Below are 19,919 nucleotides of genomic sequence, written 5' to 3' on the forward strand. Positions count from 1 at the left end.
GACCCGCACCCCGGCCCTGGTGGCTGCCTGCGTCACCGCGGGGTCACCCGGTGACGCCGGCGGCCTCACGCACCGCGGCGTCGATGCGCCCGAGGGCGTCGCCCGTCCGGGTGGCGTCGGTGCCGCCTCCCTGCGCCAGGTCGTCCTTGCCGCCGCCACCACCGCCGAGCGTCTGGGCTGCGACGCGCACCAGCGCACCCGCCTTGACGCCGCGGTCACGGGCGCGGGCGTTCGTCGCGACGACCACTCCGGGGCGTCCCTTGGCCACACCGGTTAGGGCCACGACGACCGGCGTCGCGTCGCCGAGGCGCCCACGCAGGTCCAGGGCCATGGTGCGCAGGTCGTCGGCGCTGGCGCCCTCCCCCGCGTCGTGGGTCAGGAGGCGGATGCCGTCGAGGTCGCGGGCGTACTCGACGAGCTTGCCCGTCTGCGCCTGCACCTGCTCGCGACGGACCTTCTCCAGCTCGCGCTCCGCGTCGCGGACGCGGGCCACGAGGGCCGCCACGCGGTCCTTGAGCTCGCCGGGCTGCACCTTGACGATCTCGCTGAGCTCGGCCACGAGGGCACGCTCCTTGGCGAGGTGGCGCAGCGCGTCCATCCCGACGAAGGCCTCGAGGCGGCGCACGCCGGAGCCCACGGACGACTCGCCGGTGACCGACAGTGCGCCGATCTGCGAGGAGTGGCCGACGTGGGTGCCACCGCACAGCTCGCGCGACCAGGGGCCGCCGATCTCGATGACGCGGACCTGCTCGTCGTAGGTCTCGCCGAACAGGGCCAGCGCCCCGAACTCACGGGCCTGCGGCAGCGTCATGTACTGCGCCGACACCGGGAGGTCCTGGCGCACCGCGAGGTTGGCCACCTCCTCGATCTCGCTGCGGGTCTCCGGCGACAGGGCCTGGCCCCACGCGAAGTCGAGCCGCAGGTAGCCGGGCTTGTTGTAGGAGCCGGACTGCAGGGCAGACGGGCCGAGCACCTGGCGCAGGGCCGCGTGGACGACGTGGGTGCCCGAGTGCGCCTGGCACGCGCAGACGCGCCACTCGGCGTCGACCTCGGCCGACACCTCCTGACCGGCGCGCAGCGGCCCGGTGAGCACCTCGACCGTGTGGGCGACGAGTCCCTTGACCGGCCGCTGCACGTCGACGACCCGCAGGTGGGCGCCGTCGGCGACGATGACGCCCTCGTCGGCGACCTGGCCACCGGACTCGGCGTAGAACGGGGTGCGGTCGAGGACGACCTGACCGCGCTGGCCGGGCTCGAGCTCCTCGACGCGCCGGCCGTCGACGACGAGGCCGAGGACCTTCGCCTCGGAGGTCAGCTCGGAGTAGGCGCGCCAGTCGGTCGCGCCCAGCGCCCGCAGGTCGCGCCAGACCTCGGTGTTGGCGTGACCGCCCTTCTTGGCCTTCGCGTCGGCCTTGGCGCGCTCACGCTGCTCGGTCATGAGCCGGCGGAAGCCGTCGCGGTCCACCTCGAGGCCCTGCTCGGCCGCCATCTCCAGCGTCAGGTCGATCGGGAAGCCGTAGGTGTCGTGGAGCTGGAACGCCTGGTCGCCCGCGAGGGTCCTGCCGCCCTCGGACTTCGTCCGGGTCACCGCGGTGTCCAGGATCGTCGTGCCGGCCGCCAGGGTGCGGCGGAACGCCTCCTCCTCCGCGTACGCGATCTGCGAGATCCGGTCGAACCCGGTCTCGAGCTCGGGGTAGGAGTTCTTCATCCGCTCGACCGAGACCGGCAGCAGCAGCGGCAGGCTCGGCTCGTCGAACCCGAGCAGGCGCATCGAGCGCACCGCCCGGCGGAGCATGCGGCGCAGGACGTAGCCGCGGCCCTCGTTGCCGGGGGTGACGCCGTCGCCGATGAGCATCAGGCTCGAGCGGATGTGGTCGGCGACCACGCGCAGGCGCACGTCGTCGGGGTGGGACTCGCTCGCCGCGTGACCCGAGTGGACGCCGTACCGCTTGCCCGTGAGCTCGGCGGCGCGGTCGAGGACGGGGTAGACCTCGTCGATCTCGTACAGGTTGTCGACGCCCTGGAGCAGGGTCGCCATGCGCTCGAGGCCCATGCCGGTGTCGATGTTCTTCTTCGGCAGCTCGGAGGCGATGTCGAAGTCGTCCTTGGCGCGGACCGCCGACAGCTCGTACTGCATGAAGACGAGGTTCCAGAACTCGAGGTAGCGGTCCTCGTCGACGGCAGGGCCACCCTCGCGACCGTACTCCGGGCCGCGGTCGAGGTAGAGCTCGCTGCACGGGCCGCCGGGGCCGGCCACGCCCATGTGCCAGTAGTTGTCGAGCTTGCCGCGGCGGGTGATCCGCTCCTTGGGGACACCGATCATCCGGTGCCACAGGTCGAAGCTCTCGTCGTCGTCCTCGTAGACGGTGGGCCAGATCTTGTCGGCGTCGAGGCCGTAGCCACCCTGGTCCTGGGGCGTGGTGATGAGCTCCCAGGCGAACGTGATGGCGCCTTCCTTGAAGTAGTCCCCGAAGGAGAAGTTGCCGTTCATCTGGAAGAACGTGCCGTGGCGGGAGGTCTTGCCGACCTCCTCGATGTCGCCGGTGCGCACACACTTCTGGACGGAGGTGGCGCGGTTCCACTGGGGCGTCTGCTGCCCGAGGAAGTAGGGCTTGAAGGGCACCATGCCTGCGTTGACGAACAGCAGGTTGGGGTCGTCGTAGACGAGCGGTGCGGACGGGACGACCGTGTGCCCCTTGCTCTCGTAGAACGAGAGGAAGCGGCGCCTGATCTCGGCGGTTTCCATGGGTTGATCAGTCCTTAGCGCATGCCCTCGGGGGGGTGGGCGGGCATGACGAATCGTACGGGTAGTGAACGTGGTGTGGGTCGGGGCGAGCGCGCGGGAGCGCGGCGCCCCTACCGAGCTCGGTGCGCGCCGTTCCCGCGGCGACCGGTGGGGTCGTCGAGCAGCGCCCGCGCAGCGGCGGCGTCGAGCCGTGCCGCACCCGCCTCCGGGTCGTCGGCCGTGCCGGCGTCGATGCCGAGCGCCAGGCGCAGCTCGCCCTCGCGCTCGGCCATGCCCTCGCGGACGGCTGCGGCGAGCTCGCGCAGGCCGTCACCGAAGTCGGAGAGACCGTCGGCGACACCGGCGGGCGTGTAGGCCTGGGCGGCCTTGCCGACCTTGCGCACGGCGTAGACGCCGGCGGCGGCGCCGAGGGCGACCCAGAAGAGACGTGCCACGGCGATCAGCCCCGACGGCGGCGACGGCCGCTGGTCGACTTGGTGCCGGCACCGCTGAGGGCCGAGCGCACCCCGTACGTGAACGCTGCCACCTTGACGACCGGGCTGCCCAGCGTGGCGGCGAACAGGGCCGTCAGCGCGCTGGCGTTGGTGGTGATGGCGGAGACGTTGGTGGTGATGCCGTCGACCCGCGCCAGCTGCTCGTTGGTCAGGCTGACCGTGTCGGTGAGCTTGAGCAGGGTGGGCTGGACGTTCTCGGTGGTGGTCCGCAGACCCACCCGCGTCTCGTCGAGGATCTTGCCGGCCTTGCCGATCACGCTGCCCAGTCGGAAGACCAGGAACGCGAACGCCAGGGCCGCGATCATGCCGGCGATGTCGCCCAGACTCACATCCATGCCGAAACCCTACCCCGACGGGCGCGGGCGTCACGGCGGCATTCCCCGAGGCCACCCGAGGGGTTGATCCGGGGGCCGCACGAAGGCCCCGGGCCACGCCCGCGACGGCACAGCGACGTGCAGTACCCGGTCGTGCCCGACGGCAGCCGCACGGTGCAGCGGGCGCGGGCCCGGTTCCACGGAGTACTGCACGTCCCTATCTGCCGACGAACCTGTGGACGACCGGGAGGAGCGGTCGGTCGGGCGCGACGCTGGTGCGATGCACCCGCCCGGTCCAGCACGCGCGCTCGCCGTCGCCGATGCGCTCGGCAGACTCGGGGGCTGCGCCTCGTGGTCGACCTTGCGTGCCCTCGTCCCGCAGTCGGCCCTCGAGAGTGCCGTGGCAGAGGGGTCGGTTGTCCGGCTGCGACGGGGCCGCTACGTGCTGCCTGCCGTGTCGGCGCACCGGCGGGCAGCGCACGCCCGCAGCGGGGTCGTGTCGCACCTGAGCGCGGCGTTGGCCCACGGCCGGCCGGTCCTGCGGCCACCCGTGCGGCCGTGGCTGACCGTCCCGCGCAACCGCAAGGTCTCGCGCGAGCAGCGCCGCGGGGTGGTCATTACGTATCGGGACCTGTCGCCGCACGAGCGCGCGGCCGGCCTCACCGACCCGATCCGGACGGTGCTCGACTGCGCAGTCAAGCTGCCGTTCGACCAGGCCCTCGACGTGGCCGACTCCGCCCTGCGCTCGGGCGACGTGGCGCGGCACGAGCTGCTTGCCGCGGCTCGGGCCCTGCGGGGTACCGGCTCCTCGCGCGCCCGCAGCGTCGCCGTGGCAGCCGACCGGCGCGCGGCGAACCCGTTCGAGTCAGCACTGCGCGCGATCGCCCTCGACCTGCCGGGGCTGCGGCTTCAACCCCAGCTCGTCATCGCCGATGTCGGGGTGTTTGCGACCGTGGACCTCGGCGATCCCCGTGCGCGGGTGGTGCTGGAGGCGGAGGGGTTCGAGTTCCACGGGACCCGGGACGGCCTCGAGCGGGACTGCCGTCGCTACACCGAGCTCGTGATGCACGGCTGGCGGGTGCTGCGCTACACGTGGGACGACGTGGTGCACCGTCCCGAGTGGGTGCGCTGGACCATCGAGGTCCTCGTGGCTGGGCTCAGCGGTCTGCCTGCTCCCCCGCAGCCGCAGGAGGAGCGACGTGCAGTGCCGGCGTGACCCCAGCCGTCGTAGTGCGGACGGCGGCTCCGCGAGACCTCCGCCGGCCTACTGCACGTCGGCGCGCGTCACGCCGGCACGTGTCCCACCTTCCCCGAGGCCACCAGCGGCCGGGTCAGGTCCGCCGCGGTCACCGGCCCGGCGGGTCAGGAGCGCCGGATGCGGCCCTTGAGCCACGACCATCGCGGGCCGAGGCGCTCCTCGAACCCGCGGTCGGTCGGCCGGTAGTAGTCGGTCTGCCCCTGCAGGTCCTCCGGCAGGTAGTCCTGCCGGGCCACCCCGTCGGGCTCGGAGTGGGCGTAGACGTAACCGTCCCCGTGCCCGAGCCGCGCCGCGCCCGCATACCCGCTGCCGCGCAGGTGGGGCGGCACCGCGCCACCACGCCCGGCGCGCACGTCGGCGATCGCCTCGTTGATGGCGGTGTACGCCGCGTTGCTCTTGGGCGCGAGCGCGTTGTGGACCACGGCCTGGGCCAGGATGATCCGCGCCTCAGGCATCCCGATCTGCGCCACGGCGTGCATGGCGGCGACAGCGGTCTGCAGGGCGGTGGGGTCGCCCATGCCGACGTCCTCGCTGGCGGAGATGACGATGCGCCGGGCGATGAAGCGGGGGTCCTCGCCCGCCTCCAGCATGCGCGCGAGGTAGTGCAGCGCCGCGTCGACGTCGGAGCCGCGCATCGACTTGATGAGCGCCGACGCGACGTCGTAGTGCTGGTCGCCCGTCTTGTCGTAGCGCACGCTGGCGTGCGCCACGGCCTGCTCGGTGTGGGCGAGGGTGATCTCGACAGGTCCGTCGACGTCGGCGCCGGGGGCCACCTCGTCGAGGGCCACGCCGGCGGCCGCCTCCAGCGAGGTGAGTGCGCGCCGGGCGTCGCCACCGGCGATGCGCACGAGGTGGTCGCGCGCGTCGTCGGCCAGGCTGAGTTCCCCTGAAAGGCCGCGGTCGTCCGACACGGCCGAGTCGAGGACCTCGGCCACCTCCTCGTCGGTCAGCGAGCCGAGGGTGATGAGCATCGAGCGCGACAGCAGCGGGGCGATCACCGAGAACGAGGGGTTCTCCGTGGTCGCCGCGACGAGGATGACCTGGCGGTTCTCGACGCCGGGGAGCAGCGCGTCCTGCTGGGCCTTGGTGAAGCGGTGGATCTCGTCGAGGAACAGGACCGTCTGCCGGTCGTAGAGGTCGCGGTCGCGAGCGGCCTGGTCCATGACCTGCCGCACGTCCTTGACGCCTGCGGTGACGGCCGACAGCTCGACGAACCGGCGGTCCGCGGCGGTCGCCACGAGGTGGGCCAGCGTCGTCTTCCCGGTCCCGGGCGGGCCCCAGATGATCGCGGACAGGGGCCCGGCGGCGCCGGCCGATCCCTCGATGAGCCGTCGCAGCGGGCTGCCGGCACGCAGTACCGAGCCCTGGCCCCGGACCTCCTCCAGCGACCGGGGGCGCATGCGCACGGCGAGCGGCGGGAGCGCGGCGCCGGTGGGCATGCGGTCTCCGGCCCGCCCCCGCGAGGCCTCTGCGAAGAGGTCGTCGCCGTCACCGTTCACCACGGATGGCAGGGTATCTCCCGTGACCGACGCGCCCGACCACCCCGACCGGACGGCCTCCGCACTCTCCCACCTCGGCGGCCTGGTCGGCCGGCACCCCAGGACCGTCGTGATCGTGTGGCTGCTCGCGGTCGTGGCGGCGTTCGGCGGCGCGACCGGGGCCTTCGGCAACCAGTCGCTGTTCGACCGGCTGCAGTCCGGCGACCCGGCCGTCGCCGGCGAGAACCTCCAGGGCCGCGACCAGCTCGTCGCCGCCGGCAGGTCGGCCACCTCGACCCACCTGCTGCAGGTGACCGGTGCCGACGCGGCCGCGCCCACGACCGTGGCCGCGGTCAAGGCCGCCGCGGCCGACCTGGGCCGCATACCGGGGGTCGTCTCGGTCGCGGCCCCACAGCTCGTGCCGGCCGGGATCGCGAGCCCCGAGGCCAAGGCGCTGCTGCCCACGTCGGGTGACGGGTTCGCCGCAGTGGTCACCTTCGACCCGTCGCTCAAGGGGGACGCGCGGGACCGGACGCAGGAGCAGGTCGACACGAGGTTGCGCCAGCTGGTCGCCGCAGTCCCGGGCGCGAAGGGCACGACCGGCGGCCTCGCCGACCTCATCGACGCCATCACCTCGCAGGTCGAGAAGGACCTCCGCGCAGGAGAGGGCATCGCCCTGCCCATCAGCTTCCTGGTGATGGTGCTGGTCTTCGGCGGGTTCATCGCGGCGGGCATGCCGATCGTGGGAGCCATCGCGTCGATCGGCGGCGCGCTCGCCTCGCTGCTCGCCTTCTCGCACCTCATCGACCTCGACGCCACCGTGGTCAACGTCGTGACCGTCCTCGGGCTGGGCCTGTGCATCGACTACGGGCTGCTCACGGTGAGCCGGTTCCGGGAGGAGCTGCGCAGCCGCGTCCAGGGCCGGCCGGCAGCCGAGATCACCCGGGAGGAGGTGCAGGCGGCGATCGCGCGGACCGTCGACTCCGCCGGCCGCACCGTGGTCTTCTCCGGGCTCACCGTCGCCATCTCCCTCGGTGGGCTGCTCGTCTTCGAGGCCTCGATCCTCAAGGCCATCGGCTCGGCCGGCCTGTCCGTCGTGCTGGTCGCCATGCTGGTGGCGCTCACGCTCGTGCCGGCCCTGTGCGTCCTCGGTGCCCGGCGCCTGCTCGCCCGCGGCACCGAGCAGGCACCCGAGGAGGGCGTCTTCTCGCGGCTCGCCACCGGGGTCTTCCGCCGACCCGTGCTGGTCATCCTCGCCGTCCTGGTCGTGCTCGGGACGCTCGCGGCACCGGCGTTCCAGCTCAAGCTGACCTCCTCCGGCAAGGAGCTGCTTCCGGTCAGCGCGCCCCAGCGCCAGTTCTTCACCCAGCTCGAGCAGCGCTACCCCCAGCTGTCCGGTCCGGACCTGCAGGTCGTGGCACAGGCCCCGCTGGCCCGTGCGCAGGAGTACGCCGCCGCCCTCCCGGTCGTCGACGGCCAGCACCTCGAGGGGCGCGCCGAGCGCGTCACCGACACGCTCAGCCTGGTCTCGGTCGTGGTCCCCGGCGGGCCGCTCGGCGACACGGCGAGGCACGCGGTCACCGCGCTCAAGGCCGACCGCCCCGACTTCCCCACCAAGGTCATCGGCCAGGCGTCAGGCCTGCGCGACTTCACCGACTCGCTGCGCGGGCGCGCCCCGTACGCCTTCGCACTCGTCGCCCTCGCGACGCTGGTGCTGCTGTTCCTCATGACCGGGTCGGTGGTCATCCCCGTCAAGGCGCTGCTCATGAACGTCGTGTCGCTCGGGGCCAGCCTGGGTGTCGTCGTCTGGGTGTTCCAGCAGGGCCACCTCGAGGGGGTGCTCGGGTTCGACTCGGTGGGGGCGATCGAGTCGACCATCCCGCTGCTCGTGCTGGCCTTCGGCTTCGGGCTCTCGATGGACTACGAGGTCTTCCTGCTCTCGCGCATCGTCGAGCTCCACGAGCGCGGCGTCGACAACGACCGCGCGGTCATCGCCGGGCTGCAGCGCTCGGGACGCATCATCACCTCGGCTGCCCTGCTCGTGGTCATCGTGTTCTCCGGGTTCGTGTCCGGCCGGCTGCTGGTCATCAAGGAGACGGGTGTCGGCCTCGCCGTCGCCGTCCTGCTCGACGCCACGCTCGTCCGCATGCTGCTCGTCCCCGCGACGATGAAGCTGCTGGGGTCCTGGAACTGGTGGGCGCCCCCCGCGCTCCGCCGCTGGCACGCCCGCTTCGGGATCACCGAGTGAGCGCCTCGGACGGGACGGACGGCGACGTGGTCGGCACCGCCCTGCGGGAGGTCTCGAGCCACCAAGAGCTGCTCGCACTCAGTGGCGGCAGCGGGTTCCTGCGCTGGGACACCCCCACGCCCCTGAGCAACCCTGCCTACAGGGTGGGCTCGGCGTTCGCGCTCCCCCGCCAGACCCACACGCGTCGCCACGGCCTGTTGGTGATGGGCCAGCCCGAGGACGTCGACCGGCTCGTGGCGGCGATGGTCGCCGCCGACGTGCTGCCTCACGACCTCGGCTCCGTCACCGTGCAGCGCGGCTCGCTCGACGCTGTCGCACGTCACCTGCCGCTGGACGACGGCAACGACTGGGAGTGGCTGCGGGCACTGGAGGCACCACCGGTGGTGGCGGCCGAGGACCGGCTGGTCACCCTCCACCGCGACGACCAGCCCGCCATCCAGGTGCTGCTCGACCTCGCCAACCCCGGCACGGACGCACGACCCTTCGAGTACCCCGACCAGCGCTGGGTCGGCGTCCGCGGCGGAGCGGGAGCCCTCCTGGCGTGTGGCGTGCGCGAGCCCAACCTCGCCGGTCACCCCGTCCTCTCCGGCATCACCGTGCACCCGGACGCACGCGGCACCGGGCTCGGGCTGGCCGTCACCGCGCGGCTGACGCGTGACGCCGTCCAGGAGACGGGCGTCTGCACCCTGGGCATGTACTCCCACAACGACGTGGCGCGCCGCCTCTACACCGGCCTCGGGTACGGCGACACGCACGCCTGGTCGAGCCGCCGCCTGGCCCGGGCCTGAGCTCAGCCGCACGAGAGACAGGTACGGCGCCCGCTCGGTGAGCGGGCGTCGTACCTGTCTCGGTGGTCCGGGCAGGGACCGGGTGTCAGCTGGTGACGGGGCTGACCTTCTCCGCACCCTGGGCCGCAGGGGCGTCGGCGGCGGGCTTGGCGTCGACGCCGGCCTCCTTGCGCTGCTCCGGCGTGATGGGCGCCGGGGCCGCGGTCAGCGGGTCGAAGCCGCCACCGGACTTCGGGAACGCGATGACGTCGCGGATCGACTCGGTGCCGGCGAGCAGCGACACGATGCGGTCCCAGCCGAACGCGATGCCGCCGTGCGGCGGGGCGCCGAAGGCGAAGGCGTCGAGCAGGAAGCCGAACTTCTCCTGCGCCTCCTCCTGCGACAGGCCCATGACCTCGAAGACCCGCTCCTGGACGTCGCGGCGGTGGATACGGATGGAGCCGCCACCGATCTCGTTGCCGTTGCAGACCATGTCGTAGGCGTAGGCCAGCGCCGAGCCGGGGTCGGTGTCGAAGGTGTCGAGGAACTCGGCCTTGGGTGAGGTGAACGCGTGGTGCACCGCGGTCCACGCGCTGTAGCCGAGGGCCACGTCGCCGGAGGCGGTCGCGTCGGCGCTGGGCTCGAACAGCGGGGCGTCGAGCACCCACAGGAACGACCAGGCGTCCTCGTCGATGAGCTCGCAGCGGCGGCCGATCTCGAGGCGGGCCGCGCCGAGCAGCGCGCGCGACGACTTGGTCGCACCGGCGCCGAAGAAGATGCAGTCGCCCGGCTTCGCCCCCACGTGCTCGACGAGCCCGTCGCGCTCTGCGTCCGTGAGGTTCTTGGCCACCGGACCACCCAGGGTGCCGTCCTCCTGAACCAGCACGTAGGCGAGGCCCTTGGCGCCGCGGCTCTTGGCCCAGTCCTGCCAGGCGTCGAGCTGCTTGCGCGGCTGGGAGGCCCCGCCGGGCATGACGACGGCGCCGACGTACTCGGCCTGGAACACGCGGAAGGTGGTGTCCTTGAAGTAGTCGGTGCACTCGACGAGCTCGTTGCCGAACCGCAGGTCGGGCTTGTCGGAGCCGAACCGGCGCATCGCCTCGGCGTAGGTCATCTGCAGGAACGGCGTCTGCAGGTCGACGCCGATGAGCTTCCAGACCTCCTTGACGACCGCCTCGCCCAGCTCGAGCACGTCCTCCTGCTCGACGAACGACATCTCGATGTCGAGCTGGGTGAACTCGGGCTGGCGGTCGGCACGGAAGTCCTCGTCGCGGTAGCAGCGTGCGATCTGGTAGTAGCGCTCCATGCCCGCCACCATGAGCAGCTGCTTGAACAGCTGCGGGCTCTGCGGCAGGGCGTACCAGGACCCGGGCGCCAGACGCGCGGGCACGAGGAAGTCGCGGGCACCCTCCGGGGTGGAGCGGGTCAGCGTGGGGGTCTCGATCTCGACGAAGTCACGGGCGCCGAGCACCGAACGGGCTGCGGCGTTGACCTTGGAGCGCAGCCGGATCGCGGTGCCCGCAGACGACCGGCCGGGGCGGCGCAGGTCGAGGTAGCGGTGCTTGAGGCGTGCCTCCTCGCCGACGGTGACCCGCTCGTCGATCTGGAACGGCAGGGGCGCGGAGGCGTTGAGCACCTCCAGCTCGGTCGCGATGACCTCGATCTCGCCGGTGGGCAGGTCGGCGTTGGCGTTGCCCTCGGGACGCGTCTTCACCTCACCGACGACCTTGACGACGTACTCGTTGCGCAGGTCGTGAGCGCCGCCCTGCGCGAGCACCTCGTCGCGGACGACGACCTGGGCGACGCCGCTGGCGTCCCGCAGATCGAGGAACGCGACCCCTCCGTGGTCGCGCCGCCGGGCGACCCACCCGGTGAGCGTGACGGTCTGGCCGGAGTGGTCGGCACGCAGGGTGCCGGCCTCGTGGGTGCGGAGCACAGGACTTCCTTCGGTCTCGGGGACGACGGTGCCCGGTCCGGGGGTGCCGGTCGAGCCCGCCCATCCTACGGACCGGTCCGTGGGCCCCACGAATCGGTTTCGCCTGCAGCGGTTGCTTCGGTCAGCCGTGGACGACGCCGTCGAGGTAGACCCAGCGGCCCGCACGGCGTACGAAGCGGCTGCGCTCGTGCAGCGGCCCGTCGAGGTGGGTGGCCACGAACTCGACCTCACCGGCCTCGTCGTCCTCTCCACCCCCGGTCACGTCCAGCACGTCGAGCCGCTGCCACCCCGGGTCCGGCGCGACCTCGAGAGAGTCGGGGCGGTTGCGGGGGTGCCAGGTGCGCACGAGGTACGCAGCGTCGCCCAGGACGTAGGCGGCGTAGCGGCTGCGCATGAGCTGCTCGGCCGTCGTCGCCGAGGACTCCCCCATGTGCAGCGGGCCGCAGCACACGCCGTACTCGGCGTCGCTGCCGCACGGGCACGGTCCGGCGGTCGTGGCGCCGAAGGCACCGCGGTCGCCGGCCACGTCAGGAGCCCTGGGCAGGGGTGCGGTGGTCGCGGTGGATGGGCCAGGGAGCGTCGACGGGACGGAGTGTGGCCCAGCCCTGGTCGCGGGAGGCGAGGGCGCTGAGGGCGGCGAGGCCGAGGGCGGCGTTGTGCACCTTGCCGGCGAGGAACGCGTCGCGCACCTGCTCCAGCGGCACCCAGCGCAGCGGCATGCCGAGCTCCTCGCCGTCGCGGGTGTGCCGGTCGTGGTGCGGCACCGGCGACAGGTCGCGGGCCAGGTAGATCCGCAGGGCCTCGTCGATGCCGCCGGGCGAGCTGACGTAGTCGACCAGGACGTGCCACGTGCCGGCGACGAGGTCGGCCTCCTCGTGCAGCTCGCGGGCCGCGCCGACGTGCGGCGGCTCGTCGTCGACGTCGAGCAGGCCGGCCGGGATCTCCCACTCGAACATCCGGACCGGGTGGCGGTACTGCTGCACCAGCGCGACCCGACCCTGGTCGTCGAGCGCCAGCACCGCGACGGCGCCGGGGTGCCGCACGAACTGGCGGGTGACCTCACCGGCCTCGCCGAGGTCGACCGTCTCGCTGACGACGTCCCAGACCATGCCCTCGAAGACGGTCTCCTGCGCCAGGACCGGCCGGGCCTCGAACCGGTCCGCGAGCTGCTCCTCCACGGTCAGGCGTTCGCGTCGGCGGCGACCTTGGGCCGCTCGACCTCCACGAGCCGGGAGGCGCGCTGGGCGTCCAGAGCCGCGCCGACCAGACCGGCGAAGAGCGGGTGCGCGCGGTGCGGCCGGGACTTGAACTCCGGGTGGGCCTGAGTCGCGACGTAGTAGGGGTGCTCCGCGCGGTCGAGCTCGACGAACTCCACGAGGCCCCACTCGGGGTGCGTGCCGCTCACGACCAGCCCGGCCGCGGTGAGCTGGTCGAGGTACTCGTTGTTGACCTCGTAGCGGTGCCGGTGCCGCTCGGTGGCGGTCGTCGCACCGTAGGCCTCGGCGACGAGCGACCCGTCGAGGAGCTTGGCCTCCTGGGCACCCAGGCGCATGGTGCCGCCGAGGTCCCCGGCCCCCTCGACGAACGCCTTCTGCTCCTCCATGGTCGCGATGACCGGGGCGGGCGTCTGCGGGTCGAACTCCGTGGAGCTCGCGCCCTCGATGCCGGCGACGTTGCGGGCGTACTCGATGACCATGCACTGCAGGCCCAGGCAGATGCCGAGGGTGGGCACCTGCTTCTCGCGGGCCCAGCGCAGCGCGCCGAGCTTGCCCTCGATCCCGCGGATGCCGAAGCCCCCGGGCACGAGCACCGCGTCGACGCCGCCGAGCGCGCGCTGCGCCCCGGCCGGGGTCTGGCACTCGTCGCTGGCGACCCAGCGGATCTTGACCTTCGCGTCGTGGTGGAAGCCACCGGCGCGCATGGCCTCGGTGACCGAGAGGTAGGCGTCGGGAAGGTCGATGTACTTGCCCACGAGGGCGATCTCGACGGTGTGCTCGGGGCTGTGCACGCGGCGCAGCAGCTCGTCCCAGTCGTGCCAGTCGACGTCGCGGAACGGCAGGCCGAGGCGGCGGATGACGTAGGCGTCGAGGCCCTCCTTGTGCAGGACCTTCGGGATGTCGTAGATGCTCGGGGCGTCGACGCACGCGGCCACGGCCTCGGTGTCGACGTCGCACATCAGCGAGATCTTGCGCTTGATGCCGCCGGGGATCTCACGGTCGGCGCGCAGCACCAGCCCGTCGGGCTGGATGCCGACCTGGCGCAGGGCGGCCACCGAGTGCTGCGTCGGCTTGGTCTTGAGCTCGCCGCTCGGGGCGAGGTAGGGCACGAGGGAGACGTGCAGGAAGAAGACGTTGTCGCGGCCCACGTCGTGGCGCACCTGGCGGGCGGCCTCGAGGAAGGGCAGCGACTCGATGTCGCCGACGGTGCCGCCGATCTCGGTGATGATGACGTCCGGCGCGTCGGACGCGGTGACGCCCTCGCTGCCGGCGGCCTGGGCACGCATGCGCGCCTTGATCTCGTTGGTGATGTGCGGGATCACCTGGACCGTGTCGCCGAGGTACTCGCCGCGGCGCTCCTTGGCGATCACGTCGCTGTAGACCTGGCCGGTCGTGACGTTGGCCTTGCCGACCAGCGGGACGTCGAGGAACCGCTCGTAGTGACCGATGTCGAGGTCGGTCTCGGCCCCGTCGTCGGTCACGAAGACCTCGCCGTGCTGGAACGGGTTCATCGTCCCGGGGTCGACGTTGAGATAAGGGTCCAGCTTCTGCATGGTGACCCGCAGACCGCGGGCCCTGAGCAGATGTCCGAGGCTCGAGGCGGTCAGCCCCTTGCCGAGCGAAGAGGCAACGCCCCCGGTCACGAAGATGTGTTTCGTCTGCTCCACCACGGGATTCAAGCCTACGTCATCCCGGGGAGGGCTGAGTACCACTCCCGCCAGCGGCGTGCCGTCGCGAGGCCGTCGTCCCACGACGCGGCGCGGTCGCGCCCCTGCTGGGAGAGCCTTCCCCGCAGCTCGGGGTCGGCCAGGACCTGGTCGACAGCACCGGCAACCCCGGGCGTGTCGCCGACGTCGACGAGCAGGCCGGCCCCTTCGACGAGGTCGTGCAGGCCTCCGGTGTCGCTGGCGACGACCGGCAGCCCCGCGGCCATCGCCTCCTGCACGACCAGGGCCCGGGCCTCCCACCGGCTGGGCAGCACGAAGACCTCGGCAGCCTCGAGCCACGCGGTGGGGTCGGAGACCGCACCGACGAAGTGGACGGGCGCTGCCAGGTGCCGGGCCCGCTCCCGCAGGTCGGTCAGCAGGCGTTCGTCCCCGTCACCCACGACCACCCACTGCACCGGCTCGTCGACTTGCGCCGCCGCCTCGACGAGCACGTCGAGGCTCTTCTGCGGTGCGATCCGGGAGATGGTGAGCACGAGGGCCCCCGAGGCAGGCAGGCCCGCAGCCTCGAGCAGCGTGGCTGCCCGGGTACGGCGCTCGGCCACGGCGACCGGCCGCGTGCCCAGCAGGGCCGGGACCCTGGGCGACGGCACCGGCGCGAGCCGGGCGTCCGTGGCGCCGTGGTGCCTCGCGACGTCGACGAGGTCGCTCGAGGCCCCGGTGACCAGGGCAGCGCGGCGCGCGACGACGGACTGCACGATGCGGCTGAGCGCCGCCCGTGGTCCTGCACCACCGGGTACGGCGTTGTGCTGGCTCACCACCACGGGCGTGCCGGTCCCCAGGCCGGCGAGGACGGCGAACAGGCCCGCCTGGTGGCCGTGGGCGTGGACGACGTCCGAACCCCGGGCCAGGGCGTGCATCCGGCGCAGGTCGGCCACGATGCCGCGTACGCCGCTCCCCCGGGCCGGCCACCAGCGCCGGGAGTCGTCGAGCGCGAACCGGTCTGCGGTCAGGTCGTCGGTCACGACCACGACGTCGTCGCCGAGCTCGCGCAGCCGGGCGGTGAGGTCGACCACGTGCAACCCGATGCCGCCGGTGCTGCGTCCGACGACCATGGCGACCCTCACGCGGCGCTCCCCCGACGGCGGCTGCGTCCCCGTTCGCGCATCTCGCGGAACGTCGCCCGGTCACCCACAGCCATGACGGCCAGGTAGACCGCCGCGGTGGCGAGCGCCACGGCGACGCCTGCGCCGAGGGCGCCCCACACCGAGGTGGTCGACAGGGCGCGGGCGATGCCGTCGCCGACGGCCAGCGCCAGCGCGACGGCCACGATGGCCGAGCCGAGGGTGCGGTAGCTGCCGGCGAGCGCCAGCGGCCCCCAGGCCTTGCGCACGAGCAGGACGAGCACGAGCGCGGAGAGGATCATGCCGACCGAGGAGGCGACGCCCAGTACACCGAGGGTCGCGCCGGCGCTCGACCCCTCTGGGAGGACTGCGAGGGGCAGGAGGGCGGTCACGGCCCAGCCAGCCGCGACCGCCAGTGCCGCGTGGGCGGGGCGCCCGCGCACGTAGAGGGCGCGGGTGAGCAGGGCCGCGACGCCGAAGCCGACGACGCCGGGGGCGTACGCCGACAGGGCGCCGGGGATGGCGGCCAGCGCGGCTCCTCCCCCGAGGTCCGAACCACGGTCGAAGTGGGAGAAGAAGGCACCCACGGGGCGCGAGACCGCCATGAGGACGGCGGCAGCGCCCGCGGTGAGCAGCAGGATGCCCTGCAGCCCGCGGGCCAGCGAGTCGCGGGCTGCGGTGCCCACCATGCCCTGCGACTCCTGGCCGGCGGTGTGGGCCAGCGCGGGGAAGACCGAGGTCGCGATGGGCACCGCGAGGACGGCGTAGGGCAGCAGGTAGACGGCCTGGACATAGGCGTAGGCGTTGACCGTGCCCACGACGTCCGTGCGGTGGTGGGTGATCCACAGCACCGTGAGCACGGCGGCCTGCTGCGCGACCAGCGCCACCAGCCCGGCACCGGCCAGGGAGGCGGCCCGCCGGGCGAGGCCCGCGGGGAAGCCCAGGGTCGGCCGGAGCCGTACACCCGAGCGCACGACGGGCACGAGCAGCGGGAGGCTGAGCACCACCACGCCGAGGGTGGTGCCGCCTGCGAGCGTCCAGACCGCTGCGTCGGAGACACCGCTGGGGCCGTCGGTGGTCCCGGCGAGCGCGCCGTACGCGACGTAGGCGGCGATGACGACCAGGCTCGACAGCAGCGGCGCCAGGGCCGCCGCAAGGAAGTGCCGACGGGCCTGCAGGACGCCGGACAGCACGATGCCCACGCCGTAGAGCAGGACCTGCGGGGCGAACAGGCGCAGCATGTGCGACCCGAGGTCGACCGCATCCCGGGACGCCCCGGCCCCGAGCAGGGCCGCGCTGAGCCAGGGTGCGAGCACCGCCAGCAGGACGGCCAGCGGCGCCAGCACGAGCACGGCCCAGGTGAGCAGGGCCGACGCGGTGCGGTCGGCCTCCTCCTGCCGTCCCATCCCGAGCTGGCCGGCGATGAGGGGTACGGCGACGGCGGCGAGGACGCCCCCGGCTGCCACCTCGTAGACGACGTTGGGCACGAGGTTGATGGTCTGGTAGACGTCGCCGACCCCGGCTGCCCCGACGCTGTTGGAGAAGACCATGGTGCGGACGAAGCCGGCGACACGGGCGAGCAGCGTGGCCACGGCGATGATCCCCGCCGCCCGGGCCACCGACGTCCCGGCCGTCCCGGCCGACGGCGGGGTCGTCCGCGGAGTCGTCGGCGGGGTCATCGGCGGCCCAGGGCGTCGATCTCGCGCAGCACCGGGGTGGACTCGATGACCCGTGTGAAGGAGACCTTCTCCGAGGCCAGGGTCAGCCCGGTGAGGACGGCCAGCGCGACGAGCCGACCGCGTCGGCCGGTGGCCTGCACCAACACGGTCCCGAGCAGGGCGCCTGCGCTGTTGGCCCCCGTGTCGCCGAGCATCGCCTCGCCCCGCAGGTCGGGCGCCAGCAGGCCCATGGCTGCGCCGCCGGCGGCCGCCGCGGCCGCACGCGGCTCCCGGCCTGTGGCGGCAAGGGCGGCGGCACCGAGCAGGGTCGCCTTGAGCGCCCGCCCGGGTCGCAGGTCCAGGAGGTTGAGCAGGTTGGCCGAGCCCGCCACCACGGCGCCACCGACGAGGGTGTCGACCGCGGTGGGCCGGGCAGGTCCGCCGCTCCGGCGCAGGCCACGGTCGACCAGGGTGGCCGTGGCCAGGCCGGCAGCACCGAGCCCGAGCACCTTGACCGCGCCGGTGGTGACCTGTCCGCGGGCGAGCGCGCCGAGGTGCCCCTTGAGCCCCTTGCTCGAGGAGTCGCCGACGAGGTCGTCGAGGGCGCCGAGACCGGCCGAGGCGGTGGCCGCGAGGACGGGCCCCGGACCGGCACCGGCGAAGCCGGCAGCAGCCGCCGCGCCCACGGCGTACGCGGGGCCCTCGAGGAGCGTGACCGGTCGCCCGGCGTGGTTGGTGCGCTCCCAGCGGTGCGCGCCTCCGGGCGGGTTCGCCCGCAACGCCTTGAGCGAGAGCGAGGCCACGACCCCGGCCAGGGCACCGGTCGCCACGGGGTGCACGACGCTGCCTACTTGGTCGCGAGCTGCGGGAACCCGGCGGACGCGTCGCCGGCGAGGCCGTACTGCCCCGACTTGCCGGCCTCCTGCTCGAGGAGGCCGAACACGACACTCGCCTGGCCCATCGGCAGCTCGCCGTCGTCGACCGTGGTCAGGGCACCCGAGAGGTCCTTGTCGTCGCGGGCGGCGGTGACCACCGAGGCGGTGCCCGTGGTCCCGGGAGCGGTGCTGCTCGTGACGAGGACGGCTCCGGCGCCGGCCGAGTCCATCGCGCCGGCGAGGCGGGCCAGCGCTGCGGCCCGGTCGCTGCGGGCGGCGGTGTCCGAGCCGGTGACCGGCCCGGCCACGACGACCGCGAGGGTGGCGCGGGTGACGGTGTCGGGGCTGTACTTCACGAGCTCACCGGTGCGCAGCCCCTCCAGCGCGGCGTTCGCGCCGGCGGCGCCGGACCCCGCCTTGGTGAGGACCGAGCGGGCGAGCACCGTGTCGACGAGGTCGGCCGACTGGTCGACCGGCACCCCGACCTGGCCGGCGAGGTTCTGGGCCAGGGTCGAGCGCAGGGTCGCCTTGTCGGGGTCCACCCACGCGTCCTGGACGGAGATGGTCGAGCCGATGGTGGCCCCGGCGGCGGTGAGCGTGTCGGTGGTGGACTTCACGAGCCCGTCGTCCGCGCCGGGCAGCACGATGACGCTGACGGTCGTGTCGTCGAGGCGCGACGCCAGCAGGCTGCGGTTGCTCGCGGTCGTGAACTCGTCACGGGCCTTGTCCCCGCGCTCGGCCTGGTCGAGCTGGGTCCGCAGCGTCGCCTTGTCCTGGCGCAGGTTCTTCACCTCCGACGTCAGGGTGTTGCCCAGGTCCTCCTTGAGCGGACCGGCACCGAGCACGATCCCCACCGCGAGGGCGAGGAAGATCGAGACGATGGAGACGAGGTGGTAGCGGAAGTCGATCACGTGATGGTTCCTACGACGAAGGACCACAGGTCGTCCCAGCGAGCGCCGAGGACCTGCAGGAGGGCACGCCCACCCGTCGTCGACCACAGCGCCGCGAACAGCGCGCTGAGCCCGACGAGGAGCATGACGATGAGGGTGAGGTTGGAGATGCGCGAGCGGTAGAGGCGGCTCACGCCCTTGGCGTCGACGAGCTTGCCACCGACACGAAGGCGGGTCAGGAAGGTGCTGGCCATGCCGCTGCGGCCCTTGTCGAGGAACTCGACCAGGGTCGCGTGCGTGCCGACGGCGACGATGAGCTCGGCGCCCTTGTCGTCCGCGAGGAGCATGGCGACGTCCTCGCTCGTGCCGGTGGCGGGGAAGACGACGGGCTCCACCCCGAGGCGGCGCACGCGCTCGAGGCCGGGCGCGTTGCCGTCGCGGTAGGCGTGGACGACGATCTCGGCGCCGCAGCGCAGTGTCGCGTCGGACACCGAGTCCATGTCGCCGACGACGAGGTCCGGCTTGAGCCCGACCTCGACGAGGGCGTCCGCCCCGCCGTCGACGCCGATGAGGACCGGGCGGTACTCGCGGATGTAGCTCCGGAGGGTCTGCAGGTCCTCCTTGTAGTGGTAGCCGCGCACGACGATGAGCGCGTGGCGGCCGTCGATCTGCGTCGTGATGTCCGGGACGCCGACCCCGTCGAGGAGCAGCTCACGCTCGCGCCGCAGGTACTCCATGGTGTTGGCTGCGAAGGCCTCGAGCTGCACGGCCAGGCCGGCCCTCGCCTCGGTCATGGCTGCCGCGACGATCTCGTGGTCGAACGCCTGGCCCTTGGCCACGACCTCGTCGCCGACCCAGAGCTGGTCGCCGTCGAGGCGGACCTGCTGGCCCTCGTGCACGGTGTGCATGACGTCGACGCCGACGTTGTCGAGCAGCGGCACCCCGGCGTCGATGAGGATCTCGGGGCCGAGGTTGGGGTAGCGCCCGGAGATCGACGGCGCGGCGTTGACGACCGCGGCGGGCCGGCACGCCAGCAGCGCCTCGGCGCTGACCTTGTCGATGTCCTGGTGGTTGATGACGGCGATCTCGCCGGGACGCAGCCTCTTGGTGAGGTTCTTGGTGCGGGCGTCGACGCGGACCTGCCCGCGGACCCCCGGGGTCTCGGGTTCGCGGGCGCGCTGGCGGGGGATCTTGAGGGGCATCGCGCCCATCCTCCCATGCGGGCGGGCCAGCTCAGCGCGCCCCACGCG

General features: G+C 73.2%; 16 protein-coding genes. 3 read left to right on the forward strand and 13 right to left on the reverse strand.

What is annotated here, in order from left to right:
- Positions 1-43 precede the first annotated feature (43 nt).
- The 3 genes from alaS to AB4Z02_RS17165 all read right to left on the reverse strand — a co-directional run bounded on the left by alaS (position 44) and on the right by AB4Z02_RS17165 (position 3,569).
- Positions 44-2,746: an alanine--tRNA ligase gene (alaS, locus tag AB4Z02_RS17155; protein WP_056882277.1), complete on the reverse strand. Its 2,703-nt coding sequence runs from the start codon at positions 2,744-2,746 to the stop codon at positions 44-46.
- Between the two features lie 110 nt (positions 2,747-2,856).
- The gene (locus AB4Z02_RS17160; RefSeq protein ID WP_056882278.1) at positions 2,857-3,180 is read right to left on the reverse strand and encodes a DUF6167 family protein; all 324 of its coding nucleotides are present in this window, start codon (positions 3,178-3,180) and stop codon (positions 2,857-2,859) included.
- A 5-nt stretch (positions 3,181-3,185) separates the two neighbouring features.
- On the reverse strand, positions 3,186-3,569 hold the full coding sequence (locus tag AB4Z02_RS17165; RefSeq protein ID WP_056882297.1) for a DUF948 domain-containing protein: 384 nt from the start codon (positions 3,567-3,569) through the stop codon (positions 3,186-3,188).
- Between the two features lie 385 nt (positions 3,570-3,954).
- Here AB4Z02_RS17165 and AB4Z02_RS17170 point away from each other — a divergent pair, with 385 nt between their 5' ends.
- The gene (locus tag AB4Z02_RS17170) at positions 3,955-4,770 is read left to right on the forward strand and encodes a DUF559 domain-containing protein (RefSeq protein ID WP_441972454.1); all 816 of its coding nucleotides are present in this window, start codon (positions 3,955-3,957) and stop codon (positions 4,768-4,770) included.
- Between the two features lie 146 nt (positions 4,771-4,916).
- Here AB4Z02_RS17170 and AB4Z02_RS17175 read toward each other — a convergent pair whose 3' ends face one another.
- Entirely contained in the window at positions 4,917-6,251 is a 1,335-nt protein-coding gene (locus AB4Z02_RS17175) for a replication-associated recombination protein A (protein ID WP_056882298.1), read from the reverse strand.
- Positions 6,252-6,333: 82 nt separating this feature from the next.
- Here AB4Z02_RS17175 and AB4Z02_RS17180 point away from each other — a divergent pair, with 82 nt between their 5' ends.
- Together AB4Z02_RS17180 and AB4Z02_RS17185 are read left to right on the forward strand one after the other, a co-directional pair.
- The gene (locus AB4Z02_RS17180; RefSeq protein ID WP_441972455.1) at positions 6,334-8,538 is read left to right on the forward strand and encodes an MMPL family transporter; all 2,205 of its coding nucleotides are present in this window, start codon (positions 6,334-6,336) and stop codon (positions 8,536-8,538) included.
- Entirely contained in the window at positions 8,535-9,326 is a 792-nt protein-coding gene (locus AB4Z02_RS17185; protein WP_441972457.1) for a GNAT family N-acetyltransferase, read from the forward strand. Before AB4Z02_RS17180 ends, AB4Z02_RS17185 begins: the two co-directional genes overlap by 4 nt.
- A gap of 85 nt (positions 9,327-9,411) precedes the next feature.
- Here the strand turns inward: AB4Z02_RS17185 and aspS are convergent, their stop codons facing one another.
- The 9 genes from aspS to steA all read right to left on the reverse strand — a co-directional run bounded on the left by aspS (position 9,412) and on the right by steA (position 19,871).
- A complete protein-coding gene (aspS, locus tag AB4Z02_RS17190) occupies positions 9,412-11,241 on the reverse strand; it encodes an aspartate--tRNA ligase (RefSeq protein ID WP_441972459.1) in 1,830 nt (609 codons plus the stop codon).
- Between the two features lie 121 nt (positions 11,242-11,362).
- Complete coding sequence (locus AB4Z02_RS17195; protein ID WP_441972460.1) at positions 11,363-11,767, reverse strand: YchJ family protein; 405 nt, start codon at positions 11,765-11,767, stop codon at positions 11,363-11,365.
- 1 nt (position 11,768) lies between these two features.
- Positions 11,769-12,419 (reverse strand): NUDIX domain-containing protein, encoded by a 651-nt coding sequence (locus AB4Z02_RS17200; protein ID WP_441972462.1) that lies wholly within the window; start codon positions 12,417-12,419, stop codon positions 11,769-11,771.
- 2 nt (positions 12,420-12,421) lie between these two features.
- Positions 12,422-14,128, reverse strand: a complete 1,707-nt coding sequence (locus tag AB4Z02_RS17205) for a CTP synthase (protein ID WP_441972463.1) — start codon at positions 14,126-14,128, stop codon at positions 12,422-12,424.
- A gap of 11 nt (positions 14,129-14,139) precedes the next feature.
- The gene (locus AB4Z02_RS17210) at positions 14,140-15,249 is read right to left on the reverse strand and encodes a glycosyltransferase family 4 protein (RefSeq protein WP_441972465.1); all 1,110 of its coding nucleotides are present in this window, start codon (positions 15,247-15,249) and stop codon (positions 14,140-14,142) included.
- Positions 15,246-16,925, reverse strand: a complete 1,680-nt coding sequence (gene murJ, locus AB4Z02_RS17215) for a murein biosynthesis integral membrane protein MurJ (protein ID WP_441972466.1) — start codon at positions 16,923-16,925, stop codon at positions 15,246-15,248. Before murJ ends, AB4Z02_RS17210 begins: the two co-directional genes overlap by 4 nt.
- Positions 16,922-17,743 carry a hypothetical protein gene (locus tag AB4Z02_RS17220; protein ID WP_441972468.1) on the reverse strand — a complete coding sequence of 274 codons (822 nt, stop codon included), beginning with the start codon at positions 17,741-17,743 and terminating at the stop codon, positions 16,922-16,924. Before AB4Z02_RS17220 ends, murJ begins: the two co-directional genes overlap by 4 nt.
- 8 nt (positions 17,744-17,751) lie before the next feature.
- The gene (locus tag AB4Z02_RS17225) at positions 17,752-18,690 is read right to left on the reverse strand and encodes a copper transporter (RefSeq protein WP_056882288.1); all 939 of its coding nucleotides are present in this window, start codon (positions 18,688-18,690) and stop codon (positions 17,752-17,754) included.
- Complete coding sequence (steA, locus tag AB4Z02_RS17230; protein ID WP_056882289.1) at positions 18,687-19,871, reverse strand: putative cytokinetic ring protein SteA; 1,185 nt, start codon at positions 19,869-19,871, stop codon at positions 18,687-18,689. Before steA ends, AB4Z02_RS17225 begins: the two co-directional genes overlap by 4 nt.
- Between the last annotated feature and the right edge of the window lie 48 nt (positions 19,872-19,919).

It is taken from the genome of Pedococcus sp. 2YAF34 (assembly GCF_052114585.1).
Lineage (GTDB): Bacteria > Actinomycetota > Actinomycetes > Actinomycetales > Dermatophilaceae > Pedococcus.